This is a genomic window from Kouleothrix sp. 19917, from assembly GCF_057073505.1.
Map to the genome: position 1 here is coordinate 2,792,205 of NZ_CP097099.1, position 23,347 is coordinate 2,815,551.

19 protein-coding genes are annotated in these 23,347 nt (G+C 63.7%); 11 read left to right on the plus strand and 8 right to left on the minus strand.

Going from position 1 to position 23,347, the window contains the following annotated elements; genetic code table 11:
* Window positions 1-32: 32 nt before the first annotated feature.
* From nikC to M1P90_RS11370, 3 genes are all read right to left on the minus strand, one after another.
* Window positions 33-908, minus strand: a complete 876-nt coding sequence (gene nikC, locus M1P90_RS11360; RefSeq protein WP_483702751.1) for a nickel transporter permease — start codon at window positions 906-908, stop codon at window positions 33-35.
* Between the two features lie 35 nt (window positions 909-943).
* Window positions 944-1,951: an ABC transporter permease gene (locus M1P90_RS11365; protein ID WP_483702752.1), complete on the minus strand. Its 1,008-nt coding sequence runs from the start codon at window positions 1,949-1,951 to the stop codon at window positions 944-946.
* A gap of 86 nt (window positions 1,952-2,037) precedes the next feature.
* Window positions 2,038-3,747 carry an ABC transporter substrate-binding protein gene (locus tag M1P90_RS11370; RefSeq protein ID WP_483702753.1) on the minus strand — a complete coding sequence of 570 codons (1,710 nt, stop codon included), beginning with the start codon at window positions 3,745-3,747 and terminating at the stop codon, window positions 2,038-2,040.
* A gap of 377 nt (window positions 3,748-4,124) precedes the next feature.
* Between M1P90_RS11370 and M1P90_RS11375 the strand changes: the two genes are divergently transcribed.
* Window positions 4,125-5,237: a site-2 protease family protein gene (locus M1P90_RS11375; RefSeq protein WP_483702754.1), complete on the plus strand. Its 1,113-nt coding sequence runs from the start codon at window positions 4,125-4,127 to the stop codon at window positions 5,235-5,237.
* A 268-nt stretch (window positions 5,238-5,505) separates the two neighbouring features.
* Here M1P90_RS11375 and M1P90_RS11380 read toward each other — a convergent pair whose 3' ends face one another.
* Window positions 5,506-6,339 (minus strand): class I SAM-dependent methyltransferase, encoded by an 834-nt coding sequence (locus M1P90_RS11380; RefSeq protein ID WP_483702755.1) that lies wholly within the window; start codon window positions 6,337-6,339, stop codon window positions 5,506-5,508.
* Between the two features lie 228 nt (window positions 6,340-6,567).
* Here M1P90_RS11380 and M1P90_RS11385 point away from each other — a divergent pair, with 228 nt between their 5' ends.
* From M1P90_RS11385 to M1P90_RS11415, 7 genes are all read left to right on the plus strand, one after another.
* Window positions 6,568-7,248 (plus strand): carboxylesterase family protein, encoded by a 681-nt coding sequence (locus M1P90_RS11385; RefSeq protein ID WP_483702756.1) that lies wholly within the window; start codon window positions 6,568-6,570, stop codon window positions 7,246-7,248.
* A gap of 32 nt (window positions 7,249-7,280) precedes the next feature.
* On the plus strand, window positions 7,281-10,526 hold the full coding sequence (locus M1P90_RS11390) for a substrate-binding domain-containing protein (protein ID WP_483702757.1): 3,246 nt from the start codon (window positions 7,281-7,283) through the stop codon (window positions 10,524-10,526).
* A 236-nt stretch (window positions 10,527-10,762) separates the two neighbouring features.
* The gene (locus M1P90_RS11395) at window positions 10,763-11,146 is read left to right on the plus strand and encodes a hypothetical protein (RefSeq protein ID WP_483702758.1); all 384 of its coding nucleotides are present in this window, start codon (window positions 10,763-10,765) and stop codon (window positions 11,144-11,146) included.
* Window positions 11,147-11,439: 293 nt separating this feature from the next.
* Entirely contained in the window at window positions 11,440-13,353 is a 1,914-nt protein-coding gene (locus tag M1P90_RS11400) for an ABC transporter substrate-binding protein (protein WP_483702759.1), read from the plus strand.
* 217 nt (window positions 13,354-13,570) lie between these two features.
* The gene (locus M1P90_RS11405; RefSeq protein WP_483702760.1) at window positions 13,571-14,899 is read left to right on the plus strand and encodes a mandelate racemase/muconate lactonizing enzyme family protein; all 1,329 of its coding nucleotides are present in this window, start codon (window positions 13,571-13,573) and stop codon (window positions 14,897-14,899) included.
* A gap of 220 nt (window positions 14,900-15,119) precedes the next feature.
* Window positions 15,120-16,028: a dihydrodipicolinate synthase family protein gene (locus M1P90_RS11410; protein WP_483702761.1), complete on the plus strand. Its 909-nt coding sequence runs from the start codon at window positions 15,120-15,122 to the stop codon at window positions 16,026-16,028.
* Between the two features lie 423 nt (window positions 16,029-16,451).
* Window positions 16,452-17,231 (plus strand): NAD-dependent epimerase/dehydratase family protein, encoded by a 780-nt coding sequence (locus tag M1P90_RS11415; protein WP_483702763.1) that lies wholly within the window; start codon window positions 16,452-16,454, stop codon window positions 17,229-17,231.
* Window positions 17,232-17,322: 91 nt separating this feature from the next.
* On the opposite strand, the gene M1P90_RS11420 is transcribed toward M1P90_RS11415, so the two are convergent.
* The 3 genes from M1P90_RS11420 to M1P90_RS11430 form a co-directional block, all read right to left on the minus strand.
* Window positions 17,323-18,177: an amidohydrolase family protein gene (locus M1P90_RS11420; RefSeq protein ID WP_483702764.1), complete on the minus strand. Its 855-nt coding sequence runs from the start codon at window positions 18,175-18,177 to the stop codon at window positions 17,323-17,325.
* Between the two features lie 240 nt (window positions 18,178-18,417).
* The gene (locus M1P90_RS11425; protein WP_483702765.1) at window positions 18,418-19,719 is read right to left on the minus strand and encodes an L-fuconate dehydratase; all 1,302 of its coding nucleotides are present in this window, start codon (window positions 19,717-19,719) and stop codon (window positions 18,418-18,420) included.
* Between the two features lie 161 nt (window positions 19,720-19,880).
* The gene (locus M1P90_RS11430) at window positions 19,881-20,537 is read right to left on the minus strand and encodes a transaldolase family protein (RefSeq protein WP_483702766.1); all 657 of its coding nucleotides are present in this window, start codon (window positions 20,535-20,537) and stop codon (window positions 19,881-19,883) included.
* An 82-nt stretch (window positions 20,538-20,619) separates the two neighbouring features.
* Here M1P90_RS11430 and M1P90_RS11435 point away from each other — a divergent pair, with 82 nt between their 5' ends.
* Together M1P90_RS11435 and M1P90_RS11440 are read left to right on the plus strand one after the other, a co-directional pair.
* Window positions 20,620-21,036: a hypothetical protein gene (locus M1P90_RS11435; protein WP_483702767.1), complete on the plus strand. Its 417-nt coding sequence runs from the start codon at window positions 20,620-20,622 to the stop codon at window positions 21,034-21,036.
* A gap of 96 nt (window positions 21,037-21,132) precedes the next feature.
* The gene (locus M1P90_RS11440; protein WP_483702768.1) at window positions 21,133-21,354 is read left to right on the plus strand and encodes a transposase family protein; all 222 of its coding nucleotides are present in this window, start codon (window positions 21,133-21,135) and stop codon (window positions 21,352-21,354) included.
* A 52-nt stretch (window positions 21,355-21,406) separates the two neighbouring features.
* Here the strand turns inward: M1P90_RS11440 and M1P90_RS11445 are convergent, their stop codons facing one another.
* Window positions 21,407-21,988 (minus strand): biliverdin-producing heme oxygenase, encoded by a 582-nt coding sequence (locus M1P90_RS11445; protein ID WP_483702769.1) that lies wholly within the window; start codon window positions 21,986-21,988, stop codon window positions 21,407-21,409.
* A gap of 383 nt (window positions 21,989-22,371) precedes the next feature.
* On the opposite strand from M1P90_RS11445, the gene M1P90_RS11450 reads away from it, so the two are divergent.
* Window positions 22,372-23,340, plus strand: coding sequence for an aldo/keto reductase (locus M1P90_RS11450; RefSeq protein ID WP_483702770.1), 969 nt, complete (start codon window positions 22,372-22,374; stop codon window positions 23,338-23,340).
* Window positions 23,341-23,347: the final 7 nt, after the last annotated feature.

Sequence of the window (23,347 nt, forward strand, 5' to 3'; positions counted from 1 at the left end):
CTGCGAACCTGCAACTTCCCCAAACCCGCACCCTACCGGCCGCGCAGCCGCGGGTCGAGCAGGTCGCGCAGGCCATCGCCAAGCAGATTGAAGCTCCCCACCACCAGCATAATCGCCAGGGCTGGGAAGGTGCCCATCCACCAGGCCGTGGCCATGTAGGTGCGCGCCTCGCTGATCATCACGCCCCACTCGGGCGTGGGCGGCTGCGCGCCAAAGCCAATGAACGACAGGCCCGCCACCGACGTAATCGCGCCGCCCATGTCGAAGCTGGCCTGCACCAGCAGCGGCGCAAGCATGTTTGGCAGCAGGTGGCGCAGAATAATTTGCCATTCTGGCACGCCCACCGTGCGCGCGGCCAGCACAAACTCGCGCTCGCGCAGCGCCAGCACCTGCCCGCGCAAGAGGCGCGCATACACTGGCCACGTCACCGCGCTGATCGCGATCAGCGCGTTCTGCAAACTGGGGCCAAGCGCGCCGGCAATTGCCATGGCGAGGATCAGCGCGGGAAAAGCAAAAAAAATGTCGGTGACGCGCATCAGCGCTTCATCGACTCGCCCGCCGACGTAGCCAGCAATCGTGCCCACCAGCGACCCGACGATACTCGACATCAGCACCACGGCAACGCCCACAAACAGCGAAATGCGCGCGCCGTACAAAATGCGGCTGAACAGCTCGCGGCCAAGCTTATCGGTGCCAAACAGGTGCGCGGCCGAGGGTGGCTTCAGGCCTTCAAGAATATTCTGCGCCAGCGGGTCGGTTGGGCTGAGCAGCGGGGCCAGCAGCGCCGCCAGCAGAAACAGCACCAGCACCACTACCCCCGCCAGCACGGCGGGCTGGCGCAGCGCAAACGCGATCTGGCGGCGGCGCGCGTTGGTCGGCGCAACAGATTCAGCAGCGACGGCGGCCATACGATCCTATTCTGATTGGCTGCTCCCGGCGGCGTCTAGCGCACACTGATGCGCGGATCGAGGAAGTTATAGCCAATATCGACAATCAAATTCACCAGCGGGTAGATCACCGCTGCCAGCAGCGTCACGCCCATCACCGCCGGCAGATCGAGGCTGGTAACCGACGTGGTGGCGTAGCGCCCCAGGCCCGGCCAGCCAAAGATCGTTTCAGTCAGCACCGCGCCCGAGAGCAGGCTGCCGAACACAATACCGATGGTGGTAAGCACCGGGATCATGGCGTTGCGCAGGGCGTGCCGCAGGATCACCACCCGGTCGCGCAGACCCTTGGCCTGGGCGGTGCGCACATAATCCTGCCCCAGCACCTCCAGCATAGCCGAGCGCGTCATGCGCAGCACCACGGCTGTGGAAAAATAGCCCAGCGTGACGGCGGGCAGGATCAGGTGGCGCAGGCTGTTCTGGAAAATCGGCCAGTTGCCGGTCAGCAAGCTATCGACCGTGTACAGGCCAGTGATGTGGGTGGGCGGGCGCAGCACTGCGTCGAGCCGGCCAGGGCCGGGCAGCCAGCGCAGCTTGCTGTAGAACAGCGCCAGCATCAGCAGGCCAACGAAGAAGATCGGCAGCGAGCCGCCAACCAGCGCAAACACGCGTGCCGCGCCATCGATCAGGCTGTTGCGGCGCAGCGCGGCAACGATACCGAGCGAAATGCCCAGCACAACGGCAACAAGCATGGCCGCAAGCGAAAGCTCCATCGTAGCAGGAAAGAAATCGCGCAGGTCGTCGGCCACCGGGCGGCGGGTGCGAATCGACTGGCCGAAATCGCCTTGCAGCAGGCGGCGCACATAGTTGAAATACTGCACTGGCGCGGGCTGATCGAGGCCAAGCTCCTTGCGGTAGGCTTGAATCTGGTCTTCGCGCGCATTCTGCCCCAGCGCCGAAGCGGCCGGGTCAATCGGCACAAGCTGCGACAGCGCAAAGGTAATGATCGACACGCCGATCATCACAAAAACGAGGCCGGCGAGGCGGCGCAGGATGAATCGGATCATGGGAAGTTTTGAATGTTGAGTTTTGAGTGTTGAGTTCTGAATTGAGCTAATTCAGCATTCAACACTCAAAACTAAGAACGTAAGATTTAGCTCTTGCCAATCGTCCAGAAGAAGATGCTCGGCATGGTGGCCGGATCGTACTGGAAGCCAGTGATATTCTTGCGGACGCCGAAGGTCGTGACCGGCTGGAACAGCACGGCATACGGGCCTTCGTGGAACAGTTTTTCCGTCATCTGCTTGTACAGCGCCGCGCGGGCATCGGGCGTAGGCGCCAGCGAGGCATCCAGCGTCAGCTTGGCGATCTCATCCGACTTAAAGCCATTGCGCCACGCGATCGACTTGGCATCGTAGGTCGTGAACGGGTAGGCATTCGTGTGCGGGTCGGGGTAGTCGGGGCCCCACGAAAGCATGACCATCTGCAGCTTCTGCGCGCGATACTGGTTGAGCAGCTCGGACGACTGAAGCGACTGGATGGTGACCTTCAGGCCAGCTTTTTCGAGGTCGCTCTGGATCTTGGCGGCCAGCACAGCATTCTCGATACCGCCAGCCGAACCGGAGGAGTAGACCGTCAGCGTGATCTCGGTGCCATCGGCCACGCCGGCCTTGGCCAGCAGTTCCTTGGCCTTGGCAGTGTCCTGCTTGAACGGCGTTTCGCCGGTATAGCCCAGGAAGCCTTCGGGAATGATCTCCTGCACGATCTTGCCGTTGCCGGCCAGCAGGGTGTTCAGGTCGTCGTAGTTGATTGCATAGCGAACGGCCTCGCGCGCATCGGCATTGTCGAACGGCGGCATCATGGAGTTCATGCCGACATATTCAAGCTGCGTCTTGGTGGCCTTCACCAGCGACACGTCGGCATTGCCTTCCAGCGCCTTGATCTGCTCGCTGCCAAGCTCCTGCACAATATCGGCATCGCCGGTTTCGATGGCCGCCTGGAGGTTGGCCTGCTCGGTGATATTGCGCATGATTACGCGCTTGAACTTCGGCGCCTCGCCCCAGAAGTTCGGGTTCACGTCGAGCACGTTCTGGGTGTTGCGCTCCCAGGCCGAAAGCACATACGGGCCGCTGCCAGCCGAGTGGTCGTTCAGCCAGGTCGAGCCCATGTCGCTGCCGGCATTCGCCTCAACCAGCTTCTTCTCAACCACGCCAGCCACGCTGTTCGCCACCACGGTCAGGAACACCTGCGGGCTGGTGGTTTTTGGCAGCTTCAGCTCAACCGTCTGCGCATCGACGGCCTTGAAGCTGTCTTTTGTCGCGCCGAAATCGGTGAACAGGAAGGCCGGCGACTTGTTCAGATCGACGATGCGGCCCCACGAATACACCACATCGTCGGCAGTGACCGGCGCGCCGCTGGCGAACTTGGCCTTCTCATCCAGCGTAAAGGTGATGGTCGAGCCATCGGCAGTTTCTTTAATGTCCCATTTCTTCGCCAGCAAGGGCTTGATCGTCGGGTCGCCGGGGTCGGTCTTGACCAGTGACTGGTACACGCTGGCGACCACCTGGATGCCGCCGAACTCATAGGCGACCGCCGGGTCCATCGAGATCTGGTCGGTGAAATCGCCGCCAAAGATCAGCGTGTCGTCGCGGCTGACATCGGCGAGCTGCGGCGCGGCGGCGGCAGCGGTGGGCGCTTCAGCGGCGGCAGCCGTAGGCGCTTCGGCGGCCGGGGCAGCGGTTGCCTCGGCAGCAGCGGGCGCGCTGGTTGGCGCAGCAGCCGGGGCCGCGCCGCCACATGCGGCCAGCACTGCGGCCAGGGCCAGCAGCGCAAACACATGCACAAAGCGGAAAGGTCGGGCCATGCGGGGCTCCCTTCTTTAGTGGAACATCTGAGTCCATCGGTGGGGTTCGGGTATTATAGACCCTCCGGGCGTTCTGTCAAGCGGTGGGCAAGGGCTGCGCAATGGGGAGAAGCGGGCGTGCTACCGCGCTTCGTTGGCTGCGCAGGGTGGCCCGCACGCCTGCCGCCCGCCGTGGTATACTAAACGGCAAAACGCTGCTGCCCGTGCGGCGCGATGCGGCGGCACCCTTTCTGCTCTGCCCTCACTGGTGCCACCGAGCCATTTTATCCTGCCATGCGTCGGCGTTCGCCCAGGTTTGCGCGCCGCGATCTCGCTTCCAAATTACCTCTCGCATGGCAGCCTAACCCAGCTATGAGTAGCTGAAACTGAGGAGATACTTGAATACGACATTCATCGAGGACTTCGACCGTTTGGAGCTGACCGGTCAGGTGCATGAGTCGTTGCAGGGGTTGATGGAGATCGACCGGTACCAGTGGGACGAGCGCGGCGCGCTGACGCTGCGCGGCCGGCTGACCGACAAGGCCGACGCTATTTACCGCACGATTCGTGGCCGGCTGGAAAGCCTGGGCTATACGCCATTTCTGGCGCGCGCCGCCGGCGACGACGAGCTGGTGGCGGTGCCGGGGGTGGTTGATCGGCGCCAGCCGCGCGTGTGGCTGCCGGTCGCGCTGTTCATCGTAACCATGTTTACGGTGCTGCTGACGGGCGCGCTGAACGAAGGCGCCGACCTGCTGCGCAATCCGGCCAGCCTGGGCGCGGGCCTGCCGTTTGCCGCTACGCTGCTGAGCATCCTGTTCACGCACGAGATGGGGCACTATGTGGTGGGCCGGCTGCGCAACGCGCCAGTGAGCCTGCCCTACTTTATTCCCATGCCACCATTTATTAGCTTCACCGGCACCATGGGCGCGGTCATCGTGCAGCGCGAACCAATGGAAGACCGCCGCACCGTGCTGGAAGTGGGCATTGCTGGGCCGCTAGCCGGGCTGACGGTGGCGCTGCCACTGCTGCTCTACGGCCTGGCGCACTCGACAATTGGCCGGCCCGCGAGCGCGAGCTACCTGCAAGAAGGCAACTCGCTGATCTACATGGCGGCGAAGTGGCTGATCTTTGGTCAGGTGCTGCCGAGCGGCGGCGTGGACGTGCAGCTTAGCCCGGTGGCATGGGGCGCATGGATCGGTCTGTTGATCACAATGCTCAACCTGCTGCCAATCGGCCAGCTCGACGGCGGGCACGTTTCCTACGCGCTGCTCGGCGAGCGCGCACACTACCTGGCCTATGCGCTGATTGCTGCGTGTGTGCTGCTGGGCGTATTCGTCTCCACCACCTGGCTGTTCTGGGCCGTGCTGGCGGTCGTCATCGGCCCGCGCCACCCCGCGCCGCTGAACGACATCTCGCGGCTGGGCGCGCGGCACGTTGCGCTGGCGATCTTCGGGCTGCTGGTGTTTGTGCTGCTGTTCATGCCCGACCCACTGCGGATTGTCGGGCGGTAGCGACGTCCGAAAGAATAAACCGCAAAGAGCGCAGAGAGCGCAGAGATTTTGGCAGAAGGACGGCTGACAACTGACGACCTGCTACTTCCTAAATCTATCCGCAGATTACGCAGATTATAGACCTTATTTCTGTGTAATCTGCATAATCTGTTGATAGATCTTGTTGCTATTTCAACGTTGACATGCCGCTGGCTATTGGCAACAGGTATTCAAACCTTTGTGTCTTCGTGCCTTGGTGGTTATTGGTTTTCCCTTCGTACCTTCGTGGTTATTGGTTTTCTCCCCCGCGCTTTTCCACCAGAAACGCCAGCTCGCCCGCAAAATCCATGCGCTCGACGATCGGCCAGCCCTCGGCGGCGGCCAGCGCGCTGAAACGCTCGCCGTAGTGCGCGCTCATGTGCTTCTCGCGGCCGCCCAGGCTTTGCGCCGGGAACGAAACCAGCAGCCAGCGCGCATTGAGCGCCCGCAGCACCGTGCGCCCGCCCTCCTTCGCCAATTGGTCCAGCGGCGGCAGCGCCTTGAGCACCAGCGCGAGATCGACCGCCTGCGCGGGCGGCCCGCTGATCAGGTCGCACACGCCCGCGCTGCCGCTAATGCCCGCCAGCGCAAAAAAGCCATTGAGGAAATCGACCATGTCGGCGTACAGGTCGCAGGCGTAGTAGTGCGCGCCGGGCGCAAGTGGCATCCAGTCGCGCGCAAGCGGGTTCAGGCCGCACGCCACATCCAGCACGGAATGAATTGGCGGCAAGTGCGCAAAAATGCGCTCGTAGAAGGGCGCAAGTATCGGCAGGCGCTCGCGTGTGGAAGCGTGGTGCTGCATCACATCGAGGCAGGCGCGGCGTAGTGCTTCTGGCCCTTCGGCCTGCGCCGCTTCGAGCTGGGCTAGCCATGCCGCATAGGGCGGGCGCGCATCGAGAAATGCGCCGGCCACCTGGTGCAGCTTGTTTTTGGTAGCCTTGATCGCTTCTTTCACATTACGGCGCGCAGCCAGCTCGCGCCGCGCCACGCCACGAATCAGGTCGGCGCTGATCGCCTGGTACTTCGCGCTTTCGCGCACGCGCGCAACGATCTCGTCGACCTGCTGCTCGGGATTTAGTGGCATAGTGTGTTCTCAAAAATTGGCGAATGACGGCCAGGAAGCTAACCACAGAGGCACGGAGATTTGGGGTTTGGGTATATAACCTGTAACCTGTAAACTTGCAACCTTCCAACTCAACCCTTTCACCCCTTCCATTATAATGGCGAAGCAGGAAACGACGAAGCCGCAGTTAAGAAGCCATGAGCAAGCCCACACCATTGTTGGGGACTGAATTGTAACAAGGACCGCAGCATGCACGCACAAGCGCTGACGCTGGATACGCAAATCGTGAAAACCATTCGCCTGGACTACCTGCTCTGGCTGCCAGAAGGCTACGACGCCGCGCAACCCTGGCCGCTGATTCTGTTTCTGCACGGCAGCGGCGAGCGCGGCAGCGATGTGCGGAAGGTCTTGAATCACGGCCTGCCCAGGCGGCTCGCGAGCGATCTGAGCTTGCCCGCCATTATTGTCGCGCCGCAATGCCCGGCCGACTCGGATTGGACACTCCACGACGACGCGCTGCTCACCCTGCTCGATGAAATCGCCGCCCAGTACCCTGTCGATTTGGATCGTGTGTATCTCACTGGCCTGAGCATGGGCGGGCGCGAAACGTGGCGGCTCGCCTGTGGCAACCCGCAGCGCTTCGCCGCGATTGTGGCGATCTGCGGTCGCCGGCCCTATGGGCTGCGCAGCGAAGAAGATGCGCCGCTGATCAGCCACATCCCGATCTGGGTGTTTCATGGCGCGCAGGATCCGGTCGTATCGATCGAGGAATCGAGCCGCATGGTGGCGGCATTGCGCAGGCACGGCGCCGATGTTCGCTATACGGTGTATGCCGACGCCGACCACGATTCATGGACCCAGGCATACGCAGAAGATGCGCTCTACCCGTGGCTGTTGGCGCAGCGGCGCGAGCCGCAGAATGTGCTATAGTTGGCGCGTGTCCCGCTGACCATCTCAATACTATGCCCGAACTGTTCGCGCCAGCCAAAGGTGGCCGCGCCGGCCAGCGCCCAACGATCGGCGTACTTTCTACGTGGGCGATCTACGAAGGCACCAGCCTCGACTGGTATGCCCATACCCTGCTGCGCGGCATGCGCGTCGCCGCGCGCGATCACGGGTGCGACCTGCTGCTTGGCTGCGGGATTGGCCTGCCAAGCGGGCCGCGCGAAAGCCGCACCGCCTGGGCGATCACCGGCACGGGCATCAACTTCATCCCAGTTGGCGCGTGGAACGCCGACGGCCTGATCGTTATTCCCGACAACCTGTCCGACGTTCAGTCGGCCTATGTGCAGGATTTGATTCGTGCTGGCTACCCGGTAATTGCGACTACCGCCGAGCAGCCCTGGCCGCTGGTCGCAATCGACAATGCCGGCGGTATTCGCCTGGCGCTCGATCACCTGCTTGAACACGGCCACCGCAATATCGCGTTTGTGGCGGGCAATACCGGCGGCGGCGGCGACAGCGCCGAGCGCCTGCACGCCTACCAGGCCGGTCTGCGCGCCGCTGGCATCGCGCTCGACCCGCGCCTGGTTGCGTATGGCGACCTGTGTTACAGCGGTGGCGTGGATGCGATGCGCAGCATTCTGGCAGCGGGCGCGCCATTTTCCGCCGTGCTCGCCAGCAACGACCAATCATGCCTGGGCGCGCTGAGTGTGCTGCGCGCGGCTGGTTTGCGCGTGCCAGAAGACGTGGCGGTGATCGGCTTCGACGACAGCCAGGAAGCGCGCACGCACATCCCGCCAATCACCTCGGTGCGCCACCCGGCCTACCGCCTGGGCTACCGCGCAGTGCAGGCATTATGCGCAATCATGGCCGGCCAGCCCGACCTCGCGCTTCACGCCCGCATCCCCACGCGCCTGATCGTGCGCCAGTCGTGCGGTTGCCAGCCGGCCAGCACCAACGCGCTGGCGCTGCCCGCCGCGCCCGCCGAGCCAGAAACACACGCTACGCTGGCCCGCGCCATGGCCGATGCGATTATGGCCGAGGTGCGCGGGCGCGCCGCCGACACGATTGAAGCGCGCTGCCGCATACTTGCCGCCGCCGCTGCCAGCCTGCTCCTGAGCGGCGACCCGGCCACCTTCGACGGCGCGCGCCAGCAACTACTCGCGTGGATCGAGCAGCACGGCGACGACGGCGCGGGTTGGCAGGCTGGCCTGGCGGTATTGCGTCAAAACCTCGATCTGCTCGCGCCGGCGGTCAGCCCCGCACACCACGCCGTTGCGGCAGCGGCACTCGACGACGCGCGGGTGGCCGTGAGCGAATGTGCCTACCGGCAAGCCTCGCGAGCGCTCTTGCAGCACCAGCAGAGCGCCAGCCGCCTGGGCCTCATGGCCGCGCAGCTCCTGTCGGCGCTCGATATTGCGGAAAGCGCGGCCATTCTGGCGCAGCACCTGCCCGAGCTGGGAATTGCGCATCTGGTGGCGGCAAGCTATGTGGGCGAAGACGACGACCCTTTTGCCCAGAGCGTGGTGGCGATCACCGCCGGCCTGCCCGCGCCACAGCTTGGCCGCACATTCGCCACGCGCGCCTTTCCGCCGCCCGGTATGTTCGCCGCTGGCGAGGCGCTCCAACTCGCCGTGCTGCCACTGGTGATCGATGACCAATCGACTGGTTTTGTGGCGATGAGCGCCAGCAACCTCGAGCTGTGCGCCGCGATTGCGCACCACCTCGCCGCCGCGCTGCGCACCAGCCGCCTGTACCACGCCGCGCTGGCCGGCCGCCGCCAGGCCGAAGAAGCCAGCCGCATGAAAAGCCGCTTTCTCGCCACTGTTGGCCACGAGCTGCGCACGCCGCTGAACCTGATCGTGGGATTGAGCGACATGATGCTGCGCGAACACGGCGAAACGCTGCGGCCATTTGGCGCGGCGCTGCGCGACCTCAATCACATCCACGCCAGCGCGCAGCACCTCGGGCGCCTGATTGGCGATGTGCTCGACCTGACCAGCAGCGAGGCCGGGCAGCTGCATCTGTTCCGCGAGCAGCTTGATCTGGCCGACGTATTGCGCGGCGTTGCGCCGCTTGGTGAGCAGATGGCGCGCGAGCATGGGCTGGCGTGGCATGTGTCGCTCCCAGCGTGCGGCCCGCATGTGTTTGGCGACCGCACGCGGCTGCGCCAGGTTGCGCTGAATCTGATCAGCAACGCCGTCAAATTCACCGAGCGCGGCGCGGTGGCGCTTGAGCTGGCGCAGGCCGACGGCCAGGCGCTTGTGTCGGTGAGCGACACCGGAATTGGCGTAGCCGACGCCGAGCGCGAGCTGATCTTCCACGAGTTCCACCGCGCCGAGGCCGCCCAGCGCCTGGGTACGAGCGGGCTGGGACTGGGCCTGGCGGTCTGCCGGCAGCTGCTGGCCCTGCATGGCGGCACGCTCGGTCTGCGCTCGCCCGGCGATCTGGGCAGCGGCGCGACCTTTTTCTTTGCGCTGCCGGCCCTGGCAAACACTGGCGCATCTGCCGATACACTCACACCGACAGCACGCGAACACGCACAGCGCGAGCTGGTGCTGGTTGTCGACGACGACCCGCGCATGCTCGATCTGCACTGCCGCATGATCGAGCGGAGTGGGCGCGCAACCCGACGGGCAGAACATGGCCGCGCCGCGCTGGCCGTTGCGCGCCAGCGCCCGCCCAGCCTCATTCTGCTCGACCTGATGATGCCAGAGATGGATGGCTTCGCCACGCTCGACGCGCTCCAGGCCGACCCGGCGACGCGCGACATTCCGGTGGTCATTCTTACCGCCCAGTCGCTGGGCGAGGCCGAGATCGAGCGTTGCAATCGCGGCGTCGCGACCCTGCTGAATAAAGGGCTGTTCGACTCGTTTGAGACGCTGGAGCGCATCGAGCGCGTGCTGGCGCATCAGCGCACGCTGGGCGGGCCAACGCAGCGGCTGGTGCGCCGCGCCATGGCCTTTGTGCACGAACACTATGCCGCGCCATTGCGGCGCGAGCAGATCGCCGCGCATGTTGGCGTCAGCGCCGACTACCTGGCCGATTGCTTTCGGCAGGAGCTGGGTATCACGCCCACGACCTACCTGCATCGCTACCGCATCCACCAGGCCCGCGAGCTGCTCACCGGCAGCGACATGAGCATTGCCGCCGTTGCGCTGGCGGTTGGCTTTTCCGAAAGCGCGCACTTCACCCGCACCTTCCACCGCGAAGTTGGCATCTCGCCACGGGCCTACCGGCGCGGCCTTGCCCCCGAGCAGCGCTAGCGAAACACCCCGAGAAAATACAAAAACACCCCGAATTTCGGCAAGACACGCGCGCCCGGCCCGGCTATACTCGTGCCATCCCTACGGCTGTGCCTATCCGAATAGCTCAACTCGCTGGCGCCCCCGTGCGGCCCGTAGTTCTTGGACGAGATCATGGCGTCCTGGTGCTACGCGCCTGCCCCGAAAGCAGGCAGGGGCATGGCTGTTCGGGTAGGCACACAACGCTGAAAGTAGCCATGCAGCCACGTATTCTGCTGGTTGATCACGATCAAGGGTTCGCCTATCTGCTCCGGCGCTACGCTGAGCAGTGCGGCTTTGGCTGCGATCTCGCGCTTTCTTTTGAAGCCGCCCGCGCCCTGATCGCGCCGCGCCGACCCGCGCTCGTGCTGGTGAATCGCCAGCTTGCAAGCCCGGAAGCGGCGGGCGCGCTCGCCGCCTTGCAGGCCGAGCTGGCCGCCTACGACATTCCGCTCGCCAGCGTCGCACAGGAAGCAGGAAACCCGGCGCCCGCGCTCGCCGCCGATTACGAGTTCACCTTGCCGCTCCTGTTCGACGACTTCCGCCACGCGCTTGCCGCGCTTGGCATTCAGCCACACGAAACTGATGAACCCAAAAGCTAATCGCGCAGAAAGGAGGTGCCACGACGACACGAGGAGATTGACATCTGATGAACGACGAAGAAACGATACACCACAGAGACACGAAGGGTTTGCGGGTTGCAGGTCCGAAGGTTCGCAGGTTTGAAGGTTGCGGGTTGTTAGCCCAATCCCAAAACCCCAGACCCAAAACCCTCATACGGTTACAGGTTTACAGGTTCTACGCTTTGTGCTCTGCGCTCTTCGCTCTGCGCGCACACAACCATCGCTGCAACGACGCACACCAGCCACCGTTTGCTATCAAGGAGATCGACGCGATGATCCGACACAAATTGCTCCTCGCCGCCACCGTCTTCGCTCTGCTGCTGGTCGCCTGCGGCGGCTCGCCTGCTGCACCCGCGCCCGCCGACCAGCCCACCGCCGCGCCAGCTGCCGCCCAGCCCACCGCCGCCGCTCCGGCCGCCGCCGAAGCCACTGCCGCGCCGGCTGCCGCTGAGGCCACTGCTGCGCCCGCCGCCGCCGAAGCCACCGCCGCACCCGCGCCAACCGACCCGCCGACCCTGTCTGCCGGCCCGCTCAAGGAAATCCCGCGCAACCAAACCCTGATGCTCGGCCACGGCAACGACACCATCGGCGTCACCAACCCCTGGGCCATTCCTGGCTACACCCACCAGAGCGGCAACGCCTTTATGTGGGAGGGCCTGTACTACTTCGGCATCTTCGCCGACAAAGACATCCCCTGGCTGGCCGAGAGCATGGAGTACACCAAGCCCGACTTCACCGAGCTGACCATCAAGATGCGCGATGGCGCGGCCTGGAGCGATGGCGAGCCCGTCACCTCCAAGGATGTCGTCTTCACCTTCGAAGGCCAGATGAAGAACGACAAGCTGCCCTACCACGCCCAGTTCGACCAGTTCGTGCAGGAGGTTAAGGCCCCCGACGCCAAAACCGTGGTCGTGACCTTCAAGCAGCCTTCGCCGCGCTTCAAGTTCGAAGTGCTGACCCTCAAATTCGACACCGGCATCCCGATCGTGCCCGAGCACGTGCTCGCCAAGGAAGCCGATGTCAACGCCTTCACCGGCGGCATTGAGATGCCCCATTCCGGGCCGTACAGCGTGGTGCTGTGGGACAAGAACCAGAAGATCTTCGACCTGCGCGAAGACTGGTGGGCGGTCAAGACCGGCCTGCACCCACTGCCCGATGTCAAGCGCATCGTCATTGGCAACATCAACGGCGTGCAGATGGACACGGTCGCGCAGCGCGTGGTCAACAACGACTTCGACGCCACGCTCGACATGCGCAGCCAGGTGATCGGCAACATCCTGAAGAGCAACCCGAAAGTCACCAGCCACACCGGCGACAAATCGCCCTACGGCTACCTGGACTGGTGGCCGAACTCGCTGTGGATGAACACGCAGATCGAGCCGTACAGCGATGTGCGCGTGCGCAAGGCCATGGCCCTGACGATCGACCGCGACAAGATCGACGAGATCGTGTACGACGGCGCGAAGATCGCGACGGTCTACCCCTTCCCGCTCTATCCCGGCTTGCAGAAGTTCGTGGATACGCCGGAAGTGAAAGCGCTGGAAGCGAAGTACAACCCGCGCGAGTTCAGCCTGGAGAAGAGCGCGCAGCTGATGACCGAGGCCGGCTTCACGCAGAACGGCGACGGGCTGTGGGAGAAAGATGGCAAGACGGTGTCGGCGGTGATCAACGGCTTCGAGGGCATCCACTCGGACATCGTGCCAGTGCTGGTGGAAATGCTGAAAGCCGGCGGCTTCGACGCGAGCGTGAACTTCGGCACCGACTCGTACTCGAACATGGCCGAGGGCAAGGCCGGGCTGTATATGTTCGGGCACGGCGCAAGCCTGAAAGACCCCTACGCAGCGTTTGAGCTGTTCCACAGCCGCTACAGCGCCTCGGTGGGCACAACCGCCGGGAACAACCGCTTCTCGCGCTACAAGAACCCGGAGTACGACGCGATTGTGGACGAGATGGCGCCGCTGGGCGAGGACAACCCGACCTTCAAGGCCGATGCAGTGAAGGCGCTCGAGATCTACTGGCGCGATGTGATCGACATCCCGATCATCCAGTGGCTGCATCGCATTCCCTACAACCAGACGTACTGGACGAACTGGCCCACCGAGGCGAACCTGGCCGACGGGACGAACGGGGCGTACTGGGCGCACACCGGCATGCTCGTCGTCAGTGGCCTGAAAACCGCGCAGTAGCGAATAGCAAATTGCAGTCGGCAGGATGCAGAAGGCAGTTGCATTTTCCGCGCTACAATGCCTTCTCGCCAGCATATGAGTGTCCAATTGTTCTGCAAACCGCTATAGGAATGACAGGATGACACGATGACAGAGTGCTTGCTGATCGTGTCATCCTGTCATCCTGTCACCTTGTCAGCGGAGTTTTGCACATTTCTTAGATTTGGTAGGAGCCCCCATGTCTGAATCGTTAGACGCCGAAACCCAACTCGGCCGGGTCGAAGACGCAGTCAACACCAACTCGCGGCCCAGTGACCTCAAGATCACCGACATCCGTATCGCCGTGGTCGCCGCCAACTACGACTACCCGATCATCCGCATCGATACTAACCAGGGCGTGTATGGCCTGGGCGAGGTGCGCGACGCCGGCCACCGCGAAAATGCCTTGCAGTTCAAGAGCATGCTGCTCGGCCAGAACCCCTGCAACATCGACATGATCTTCCGGGCGATCAAGCACTTTGGCAGCTGGGGCCGCGAGGGCGGCGGCGTTTCGGGGATTGAAATTGCGCTGTGGGACCTGATCGGCAAGGTCTATGGCGTGCCGTGCTATCAGTTCCTTGGCGGCAAATATCGCGACCGCGTGCGCCTCTACGCCGACACGCCCGCGCCCGAAGAAGCCACGCCCGAGGGCTACCGCCGGGCGCTGGCCGGTCGCAAGGCACTCGGCCTGACCTTCATCAAGTTCGACATCCGGCCGCGCCTGTTCGAAGACACGCCGGGCGGCTTGGTCGGTCAGAAAACCAAGCACGAGTACGAACTCGGCCAGCGCTGGCGCGCGCCGGGCAGCGGGCAGGGCGCCAAGCTCACCGACCGCGCCATCGCCCGCTCGGTCGAGATCGTCGCCGCCATTCGCGAAGCCGTGGGCGACGAAGTGTCGCTCTGCACCGACCACTTCGGCCACGGCTACCTGACGCTCGACGAGATGATTCGCCTGGGCGAGGCCTGGGAACCCTACCACCTCGCCTGGATCGAAGACCCCATGCCCTGGTACGATATCGCGGGCCACAAGCGCGTGGCCGACGCACTGCGCACGCCCATTGCGGCCGGCGAGGAATTGTACCTGTGGGACGGCTTCCGCGACTTCATCGAGCAGCGCGCGATCGACATCCTGCACCCCGATCTGCTCACCTCGGGCGGTATGCTCGAAACCAAGCGCATTGCCGACTATGGCGAGCGCTATGGCATCACTACCGCGCTGCACTGCGCCGGCTCGCCAATCGCCTTTATGGCGAACGTCCACTGCGCTGCCGCTATCCCAAGCTTCCTGGCGCTCGAGCACCACGGCCTCGACCTGCCCTTCTGGGAGAGTCTCGTCACCGGCCTACCCGCCGACTACATGGCCGACGGCTATGTCGTCGTGCCCGACCGGCCCGGCCTGGGTGTCGATCTCAACCTCGAAGGCATTGAGGCAAACCTGCGCACGCCCGGCACCATGTTCCTGCCCACCGACGAATGGAACACACCGAAGCTGGGCTTCTGGCGGCCCGATAATCGCTGGCCGGAGTAAATGTTGAGTTTTGAGTGCTGAGTGCTACATTCCTAAGGAAGCATTCAATACAGCACATTTCAGTCCGTTTCTGTATGGTTTTCGCGCTATGCGCGAAAACCATACAGAATAAATCGCAAACTACCATGCTGCCGAACTTCCTGAGCTTGTCGAAGGGCAGGCAAAAGCTGCGCAGCTCAACATTCAGCGCTGGGCATTCAAACCTCATCGGAGATACACTATGGCGCGATTCGACAACCTGAAGGGCGTGTTCGGGCTGCTGCCCACGCCCTACACCGAGGACTACGAAATCCACACGCCCGATCTGCGCGCGGCGGCGAATTTCTGCTGCCGCAGCGGGCAGCACGGCATTGTGTGGCCGGTGATGGTGGGCGAGTTCTACTTCCTGGGCGAAGAAGAGCGCATCCGCAACCTCCACGCCGTGCTGGAAGAAATCAACGGTCGGCTGCCGCTAGTCTTCGGCTGCTCGGGCGTGTCGGTGCCGCAGGTGCTGCTGTTCGCCCGCGCCGCACAGCAGGCCGGCGCCGACGCAATCATCGCCATGGCCCCGGCGCAAACGAATGCCGCCATCGCCATCGACATGTTCAAGCGGCTTGGTGATGTGTATGATGGGCCGATCATCTTGCAGAACGCCGCGGCGTATGCCCCGCTGACCGGCGAGCAGATCGCCATGCTGGTGGAGCAGGTGCCGCAAATTCAGTATATCAAAGAGGAGCGCCCGCCCGGCCCGCGCCATATTGCCGAGGTGCACCAGCTGCTTGGCGACCGCGTCAAGGCGATCTTTGGCGGCTTTGGCGGGCGCGTGCTGCCCGACGAGCTGCGGCGCGGCGCAAACGGCTGTATGCCCGCCTGCGAAATCGCCGACCTGCTGGCGAAGGTGATGGAACTATGGTGGCAGGGCGACGAGGCGCGCGCGCGCGACCTGCACAATCGCCTTCTGCCGCTGATCATCCGCGAGAACCAGCCGTTTATGCGCTACATCCTCAAGCGGCGCGGTGTCTTTTCCAACACATTGCAGCGCGCCCCCGCCGGCGTCGACGCCCTCGACGCCGACGACCGGCGCGAAATCTCGACCCTGCTCGACGCAATCAAGGACGATGTGGAGTACTATCCATTCGGGCCGGAGTAACGGGAGAGCGAGTGAGTTCGAAGGTTGCAGGTTTACACATTGCAGGTTGTGTGTTCTATCCCACTACCAGGCCAGTTGGCAAATCTGCAACCGTATACGGGTTTAGGGTTTTGGGATTGAACCTGGAATGTGTAACTTTCAACCTTCAAACTTGCAACCTGTAAACCTGCTTCAAACCCTCCGTGCCTCTGTGTCTCAGTGGTGAATTTTCGGCTATCGCTCGCCCCAATCGTAAATCGGCAGTTTGCAGTTGGCAGTAACCTGCAAACGAATACGTGGTCATTCGCAAACTTTGCGTCCTTTGCGTTCTTTGCGGTAGTTTTCATTCGTTGGCTGTCGGCGCTGGCTCGCCCCAATCGTAAATCGCAAATCGTCAATCGTCAATCCCGCGTCGGTCGTCATCCTGCTATCACGAGAGTTGCCGTGCAATCACCACCCGCCCCGCGCAAAGTCCTGATCACCGGCGCATACGGCCTGATCGGCAACCTGGTGTATGCCCACCTCGCCGCGCAGCCCGAGCGCTATGCCGCCTATGGCATGGTGCGCCGCAACGAAGCCTCAGCGCGCGTCGAGCCACTGGAGCTTCAGATCATCCCCGACGAGCGCCTGCACTACGCCGACCTGACTGACTTCGCGGCGGTGCAGCGCGCCGTCGAGGGCATGGATACCGTGGTGCACATGGCCGCCGACCCCGATGGCCGCGCCGGCTGGGAAAGCGTGCTGAACAGCAATATCATCGGCAACCAGCACCTGTTCGAGGCATGCCGCCTGGCCGGCGTGCGGCGCGTTGTTTTCGCCAGCACCAACCAGGTCGTGTTTGGCTACCGCGCCGACGAACCCTACCGCTCGCTGGAGGATGGGCAGTTCACGCCTATTCTGCACACGCAGCCCACCCGCCCGCTGAACTACTACGCCTGCAGCAAGGTGTTTGGCGAGGCGCTGGCCCACATGTACGCCTTTACCCACGACATGTCGTGCCTGTGCCTGCGCATCGGCTGGGTCACGGCGGACGACCGGCCCGCCAACGCGCAGGCTGGCCCAATCTGGTGCAGCCAGCGCGATATTGTGCAGATCGTCGAGCGCTGCATCAGCGCGCCGGCCAGCCTGCGCTTCGATATCTTCTTCGGCCACTCCAACAACCACCCCAACCTCGTCGACATCCAGCACGCCCGCGAGGTGCTGGGTTACGCCCCGCAAGATTAGCCGCTACTGAAACGGCGCGTGCACAAACTGCGGGGGAAAATCGCCGCCGTGCGCCCAGCCCTGCACCTTGCCCGCCGCCGCAGCATAATCGCTAGATACGATAGAAGCGCCGCCCATTTTCGGCCCACAGCTTGCGGCGCGCGGCCTCGGGCAAATCTGCCGTCAGCGTGTCGAGCGCCTCCACCCAGCGCCGATACTCCGACGCCATCAGCACCACCGGCCAGTCGCCGCCGAACGCCACCCGGTCTTCGCCAAATGCCGCCAGCACATGCTGCACATACGGCGCGATCTGCTCGGGCGTCCAATGCTCACGGTCGGCCTCGGTCGTCACGCCACTGACCTTGCAGATCACATTTGGCAGCGCGGCGAGCTCGCTGATCTGCGCGCGCCACGGTTTCAGCTGGCCGCTGGCAATATCGGGCTTGCCGATATGGTCGAGAATAAACGACACATCGGGGCAGCGCCGCACCAGCTCGATCGTGGCGGGAAGCTGCGTGTGCCTGATGCAGATGTCGCACGTCAGCCCGTATTCGCCGAGCAGCTGTGTTCCGCGCACAAAGCCCGGCCGGGTGCTGAAGTTTGGGTCGGGCTCGCCCTGCACCAAGCGGCGCACGCCGCGCACCAGCGGCGAAACTCGCACCAGCGCGTCGAGGTAGGAACGCACGCAGTCGCCATCTTCCAGCGGCGCCCAGGCCACAATCGCGCCAATGCGCGGGTCGCGCTGCGCCAGCTCGGCCACGAACTGCGCTTCCAGCAGGCCATAGGCCGGCGCAACGTCCACCTGCAGGTATACCATCGACTCAATTGTTAGGCCGGCGGTGTGCGCGCGGTATTCTTCAAGCAGGTAGGGCTTGTTCAGCAGGTCGTTGCCATCCAGCCAGGCCATGCGAAAGCGCGCCGGGTCCCACAGGTGGACGTGCGTATCGACAATTGGGAAGTTGGGCATGGTTCACCTTTACGATGTACGATGTACGATTGGCGATAGACGAACGAACACTACCGCAAAGAACGCAAAGAGCGCGAAGAGTTGCAGGTCGTGACGACGAACCTATTCACCACGGAGGCACAGAGACACGGAGATTGTTGGCTTGCATGACTGCCGACTGCCTACTGCCCGCTGGAGTTTAGGTTTTGGGATTGAGCATACAACCTGCAACCTGTAAACCTGCAACGTTCGAACTCCGTTTCACTCCGCCCACGCCGGGCCGTGCGGGTAGGCGTAGCGCGCCAGCGACTCGGGCTTGATCTCGATGCTGTAGCCGGGCATTCGGGGCGGCATATACGCGCCATGCTGCATGCGCACCGGCTCGACGAAATGCTCGTGCAGGTGGTCGACAAACTCGATCACGCGATTTTCGAGTGACGCTCCCACGTAAATATAGTCGATCATCGAAAGGTGCTGGACATATTCGCACAGGCCGACGCCACCTGCGTGCGGGCATACCGCCACGCCAAACTTCGCCGCCATCAGCAGAACGGCCAGCACCTCGTTCACGCCGCCCAGCCGGCACGCATCGATCTGGCAGAAACGAATCGCGTCGGCCTGGAGCAGCTGCTTGAAAATAATGCGATTCTGCACGTGCTCGCCCGTCGCAACGCCAATTGGCGCAATCGCGCGCGCAATCGCCGCGTGGCCCAGCACATCGTCGGGGCTGGTCGGCTCCTCGATCCACCAGGGCTGGTATTCCGCCAGGCGCTGCATGTTCGCAATCGCCTCGCCCACGCCCCAGACCTGGTTCGCATCGACCGACAGGCGGCGCTCGTAGCCAATTTCTTCGCGCATGAGCGCCGCGCGGCGGCAGTCGTCCTCAATATCTGCGCCAACCTTGATTTTGAAATGCGTCCAGCCGGCGGCCAGCGCCTCGCGGCACAGGCGGCGCACTTTCTCGTCGGGGTAGCCCAGCCAGCCGGTCGAAGTCGTGTAGGCCGGGAAGCCACGCTCCTGCAACTCGGCAATGCGCGCGGCGCGGGTGGGCGCGTTGCGCTGCACGATCTCCAGCGCCTCGGCGGGCGTGATCGCGTCGGTGATATAGCGGAAGTCGATGCAGCGCACGAATTCCTCGGGCGTCATGTCGGCAACGAGCTGCCAGAGCGGCTTCTGCTCCACTTTCGCCCACAGATCCCACACGGCATTGACGACGGCGGCAGTGGCAAGGTGGATCACGCCCTTCTCGGGGCCAACCCAGCGCAGCTGGCTGTCGCCGGTAATCATGCGCCAGAACGCGCCCATGTCGGCAGTGAACGACTCAAGCGTTTTGCCCTGCACCAGTGGCGCAAGCGCCTCGATCGCCGCCACACAGAGCTGGTTGCCGCGCCCGATCGTGAAGGTCAGGCCGTGGCCTTCCAGCCCGCCCGGGTGGTCGGTTTTCAGGATCACATAGGCGGCGGAGTAATCCGGGTCGGGGTTCATCGCGTCCGAGCCGTCGAGCTGGCGCGAGGTGGGGAAGCGAATGTCGAGCGCTGCGACGCTGGTGATGGTCATGGGCATGGCGGGCCTCACTGCTGTGCTTGCTGGCGCAGATTGTACCACGGCTGGCGACGCGCAAAGGACGATACCACCAAGGCACCAAGACACCAAGATTGCAGAATAGAACGATGAGATGACGACCGCTCGTTATCTGTGTAATCTGCGAAATCTGTGGATTATGTCTAGCCCTGAATTGCACGCGCGTCGTCGGCAAAAGTCGCGGCGGCTTTGGCAGTCGCATCCGACTCGGGCAGGCGCGCAAGAATGGCGGCGGGCAGCGTTGCCGAGCCAATGCCAGCGAGCGCAAGCTCGGTCACTTCGTTGGGGTCGCGGATGCTGGCGGCCAGGATGCACACCCGCGAGCCTTGCGCATTCAGCAGCGCCTGCATCTGCCCGGCCAGCGCCATCGCGTCAATTCCCGCGTCGCGCATGCGGCCCAGGTAGATCGCGGCATAGCTCGCGCCGACGCTGTGCGCCAGCAGCGCCTGCCGCAGCGTGTAGACGGCAGTGAGCGTCACGCGCGCGCCCCCGCTCACCAGCTGCGCGGCGGCGCGGAAACCGTCGGCCGTGGCAGGGATTTTCACCAGCACGCGCGCCGGGTCGAGCGCGATCAGCGCGGCTGCGTCGGCCAGCATGCCGGCGGTGTCGGCAGCATACACCTGCAGGTGCAGCTCGCCCGCACCCCAATCGAGAATCTGCCGCGCCAGCGCCGGCACACCGGCGGCGCGCACGCCCGCCCGCCGCAGCAAGGTGGGGTTGGTAGTCGCGCCCGCGACAACGCCGCTCGCCAGCGCGGCCTGCACATCATCGCGTACTGCGCTATCGATCAAAAGTTTCATAATTCATCCCTGGCAATTGACAGCGGCCCAATGGCGCGCTAATCTCTACACAGCCGCAATCGTACCAGAAAAGAGGCACCCTGTGATCAGCGCATCGCTCGCCCAGCAGCTCAAGCAGCGCGGTTTGCGCTGGCAGCCCACCGAACGCGATTTCTTCATTATGCCCGAGCATAACCTCGATGAGCAGGTGTTTGTGGTCAGCGCGCTGCCTGCGCTGGTGCAGAGTTTCAGTGGCCAGCAGACCATCACTTTCCACGGCAGCATTGAATGGGCGCTCGATTATGTCGTGCTGTCCGAGGCGGTCTGGCTGCCAAGCGAGACACAGCTGCGCGAGCTGCTGTCTGCCACGCTTGGCCCGGATGCGCCCCTGCGGCTTGAGCGCCTGTCGCGCGGCTACCGCCTGCAGGTGGCAATTGGCGCGGAAATGCGCGAGTTCGAGGAAAGCGCGGCGGAGGAGTGCTACGCGCTGGCGCTGCTGGCAGCCCTGACAGAGGCGTAAATTGTTGCTCCGGCCACATAGGGTTTTGGGAGTGGGGTTTGGGATTTAGTGCTGCGCCTGTTTCTGTATGAAATAGAACGCGACAAGACGTATCGGATGCTTGACCAGTATGCAACCTGCCCCTTGCCCTCCAAAGAAGATCGCCTGCTCTTCATCCTGACCTATTTCAAGCAAGCCGCGACCCAGACCTTTCACGGCGCTGCCTTTGGCATGGGCCAGCCGAAAGCCAACCAGTGGATCCAGGCGCTGCTGCCTGCGCTCCATGCTGCGCTGGCGAGCCCGGGCGACTTGCCCTCACGCAACCTTGCCGACTTATAGGATTGCTATACAGCGCTACAGCTTGCAGGTGAAGAAACTCAACACTGAGCATTCAGCACTCAAAACTGCCAATCCACTCACCAAAGGCCGCAAAAGTCGCGTGCGCGCCCACCACGATAGAGTCGGCGCTGGCGGGATTCTCGGCTTCGACGTTGGCGAGAAAAGCGCGAAACGCCTGCCACATCGGCCCAAGCTCGCGGCCATAGCTCGCAAAGAAAGCGCAGCCCGCCTCTGGCGTGAAGCCAAGCTCGGCGCGCACCGCCCGGCTGATCACCTGCCCGCCCAGCGTTGCCCCTTCCAGCACATACATCGCGCCCAGCACCGCCGGGAAGCTCGCGAGGGCGGGCAACTCCGCGCAGCGCGGCAGGTCATTCATTTCCTCAGATGTATATCCAAGCGCCGCAAGGTCGCGGGTGAGCGCGGGCACTTTGGCGCGCTGCGCGATTGGGAAGTCGTAAGGAGCCCACTCGTCGCGCGCAGTGATGCGCGGCTCCAGCGGCGCGTAGAAGCCATAGAAGCGCGCCAGCAGATCGCGGTAGCATTCTGTTGAGCGCAGGCGACTGGGCAGATCAACAATGGCTTCCAGGCGCATATGCGCGGCGTGGGTTTCGTGCTTGAGGCGTTCGAGGATCACGAATATTCCTTGTTGCAGGTGAGCGAGTTCGCAGGTTCGCAGGTTGCAGGTTGCAGGTTGTCAGGTTGCAGGTTGCAGGTTCGCAGGTTGCAGGTTTGAAAGTTCGCAGGTTGCAGGTTGCAGGTTCGCAAGCACAGCTCACTGCCAACTGCCGACTGCTTACTTCTCGGTTCTGCGATTCTGCGGTTCTGCAGTTCTGCGGTTCTGCCGCCCCGCATTGTACCATTTGCCCGCCGAAACGGTGGTACAATAGCCCGCAGCCACCTGAACACACCAGAATAAGCCCCACACGCCATGATCGGTTCCCATGCATGTTCGGGCGGACCTATGTGTCCGCCCCAAGAACCTGCGTGTCCGCCCAAAACCCCAAAAGGAGCACCACCATGCAGTACACCCACCTTGGCCGCACCGGCCTGAGCGTCAGCCGCCTGTGCCTCGGCACCATGAACTTCGGCCCGCAAACCAGCGAGCCCGATAGCTTTGCGCTGATGGACCAGGCGCTGGAGCTGGGGATCAACTTCTTCGACACTGCCAACCGCTATGGCGGCACGCTGGGCGTGGGCGTCACCGAAGAGATCATTGGGCGCTGGATGGCGCAGGGCGGCCGCCGCGAGCGCATTGTGCTTGCCACCAAAGTGTACGGCCCCATGGGCGAGGGCAAAAACGATCGCGGCCTCTCGGCCTACCACATCCGCAAGGCGTGTGAGGACAGCCTGCGCCGCCTGCAGACCGACCACATCGACCTCTACCAGATGCACCACATCGAGCGAACGACGCCGTGGGAAGAAATCTGGCAGGCGATGGAGCAGCTGGTGCGCGAAGGCAAAGTGCTGTATGTCGGTTCGAGCAACTTCGCGGGCTGGAACATTGTGCAGGCCAACGAGCGCGCCGCCCGCCGCAACTTCCTGGGCCTGGTGTCCGAGCAAAGCCTGTACAACCTGGCCGCGCGCACAATCGAGCTGGAGGTCATTCCGGCCTGCCGCGAGTATGGTCTGGGCCTGATCCCGTGGAGCCCACTTTCGAGCGGGGTGCTGGGCGGCGCGCTGCAAAAAGCCACCGAAGGCCGCCGCTCGTCGGAAGCAAACCAGCAGCGCATCGAGAAAATTCGCCCGCAGCTCGAAGCCTACGAAAACTTCTGCCGCGAGCTGGGCGAACAGCCCGGCGATGTCGGTCTGGCGTGGCTGCTGAGCAACCCGGTCGTCACTGCGCCGATCATCGGGCCGCGCACGGCCGAGCAGCTGAGCGGCAGCCTGCGCGCAGTCGAAATCACGCTTTCCGACGAGTCGCTGAAGAAGCTCGACGAGATCTGGCCCGGCCCAGGCGGGCAGGCGCCCGAAGCCTACGCCTGGTAGGAGCGAT

Bases quoted from the DNA above. Each gene is read 5' to 3' on its own strand.
- M1P90_RS11400 (WP_483702759.1), top strand. From the start codon at position 11,440: ATGATCCGACACAAATTGCTCCTCGCCGCCACCGTCTTCGCTCTGCTG.
- M1P90_RS11390 (WP_483702757.1), top strand. From the start codon at position 7,281: ATGCCCGAACTGTTCGCGCCAGCCAAAGGTGGCCGCGCCGGCCAGCGC.
- M1P90_RS11420 (WP_483702764.1), bottom strand. From the start codon at position 18,177: ATGCCCAACTTCCCAATTGTCGATACGCACGTCCACCTGTGGGACCCG.
- M1P90_RS11450 (WP_483702770.1), top strand. From the start codon at position 22,372: ATGCAGTACACCCACCTTGGCCGCACCGGCCTGAGCGTCAGCCGCCTG.
- M1P90_RS11430 (WP_483702766.1), bottom strand. From the start codon at position 20,537: ATGAAACTTTTGATCGATAGCGCAGTACGCGATGATGTGCAGGCCGCG.
- M1P90_RS11370 (WP_483702753.1), bottom strand. From the start codon at position 3,747: ATGGCCCGACCTTTCCGCTTTGTGCATGTGTTTGCGCTGCTGGCCCTG.
- M1P90_RS11380 (WP_483702755.1), bottom strand. From the start codon at position 6,339: ATGCCACTAAATCCCGAGCAGCAGGTCGACGAGATCGTTGCGCGCGTG.
- M1P90_RS11365 (WP_483702752.1), bottom strand. From the start codon at position 1,951: ATGATCCGATTCATCCTGCGCCGCCTCGCCGGCCTCGTTTTTGTGATG.
- M1P90_RS11395 (WP_483702758.1), top strand. From the start codon at position 10,763: ATGCAGCCACGTATTCTGCTGGTTGATCACGATCAAGGGTTCGCCTAT.
- M1P90_RS11410 (WP_483702761.1), top strand. From the start codon at position 15,120: ATGGCGCGATTCGACAACCTGAAGGGCGTGTTCGGGCTGCTGCCCACG.
- M1P90_RS11385 (WP_483702756.1), top strand. From the start codon at position 6,568: ATGCACGCACAAGCGCTGACGCTGGATACGCAAATCGTGAAAACCATT.
- nikC (WP_483702751.1), bottom strand. From the start codon at position 908: ATGGCCGCCGTCGCTGCTGAATCTGTTGCGCCGACCAACGCGCGCCGC.
- M1P90_RS11425 (WP_483702765.1), bottom strand. From the start codon at position 19,719: ATGCCCATGACCATCACCAGCGTCGCAGCGCTCGACATTCGCTTCCCC.
- M1P90_RS11405 (WP_483702760.1), top strand. From the start codon at position 13,571: ATGTCTGAATCGTTAGACGCCGAAACCCAACTCGGCCGGGTCGAAGAC.
- M1P90_RS11440 (WP_483702768.1), top strand. From the start codon at position 21,133: ATGCTTGACCAGTATGCAACCTGCCCCTTGCCCTCCAAAGAAGATCGC.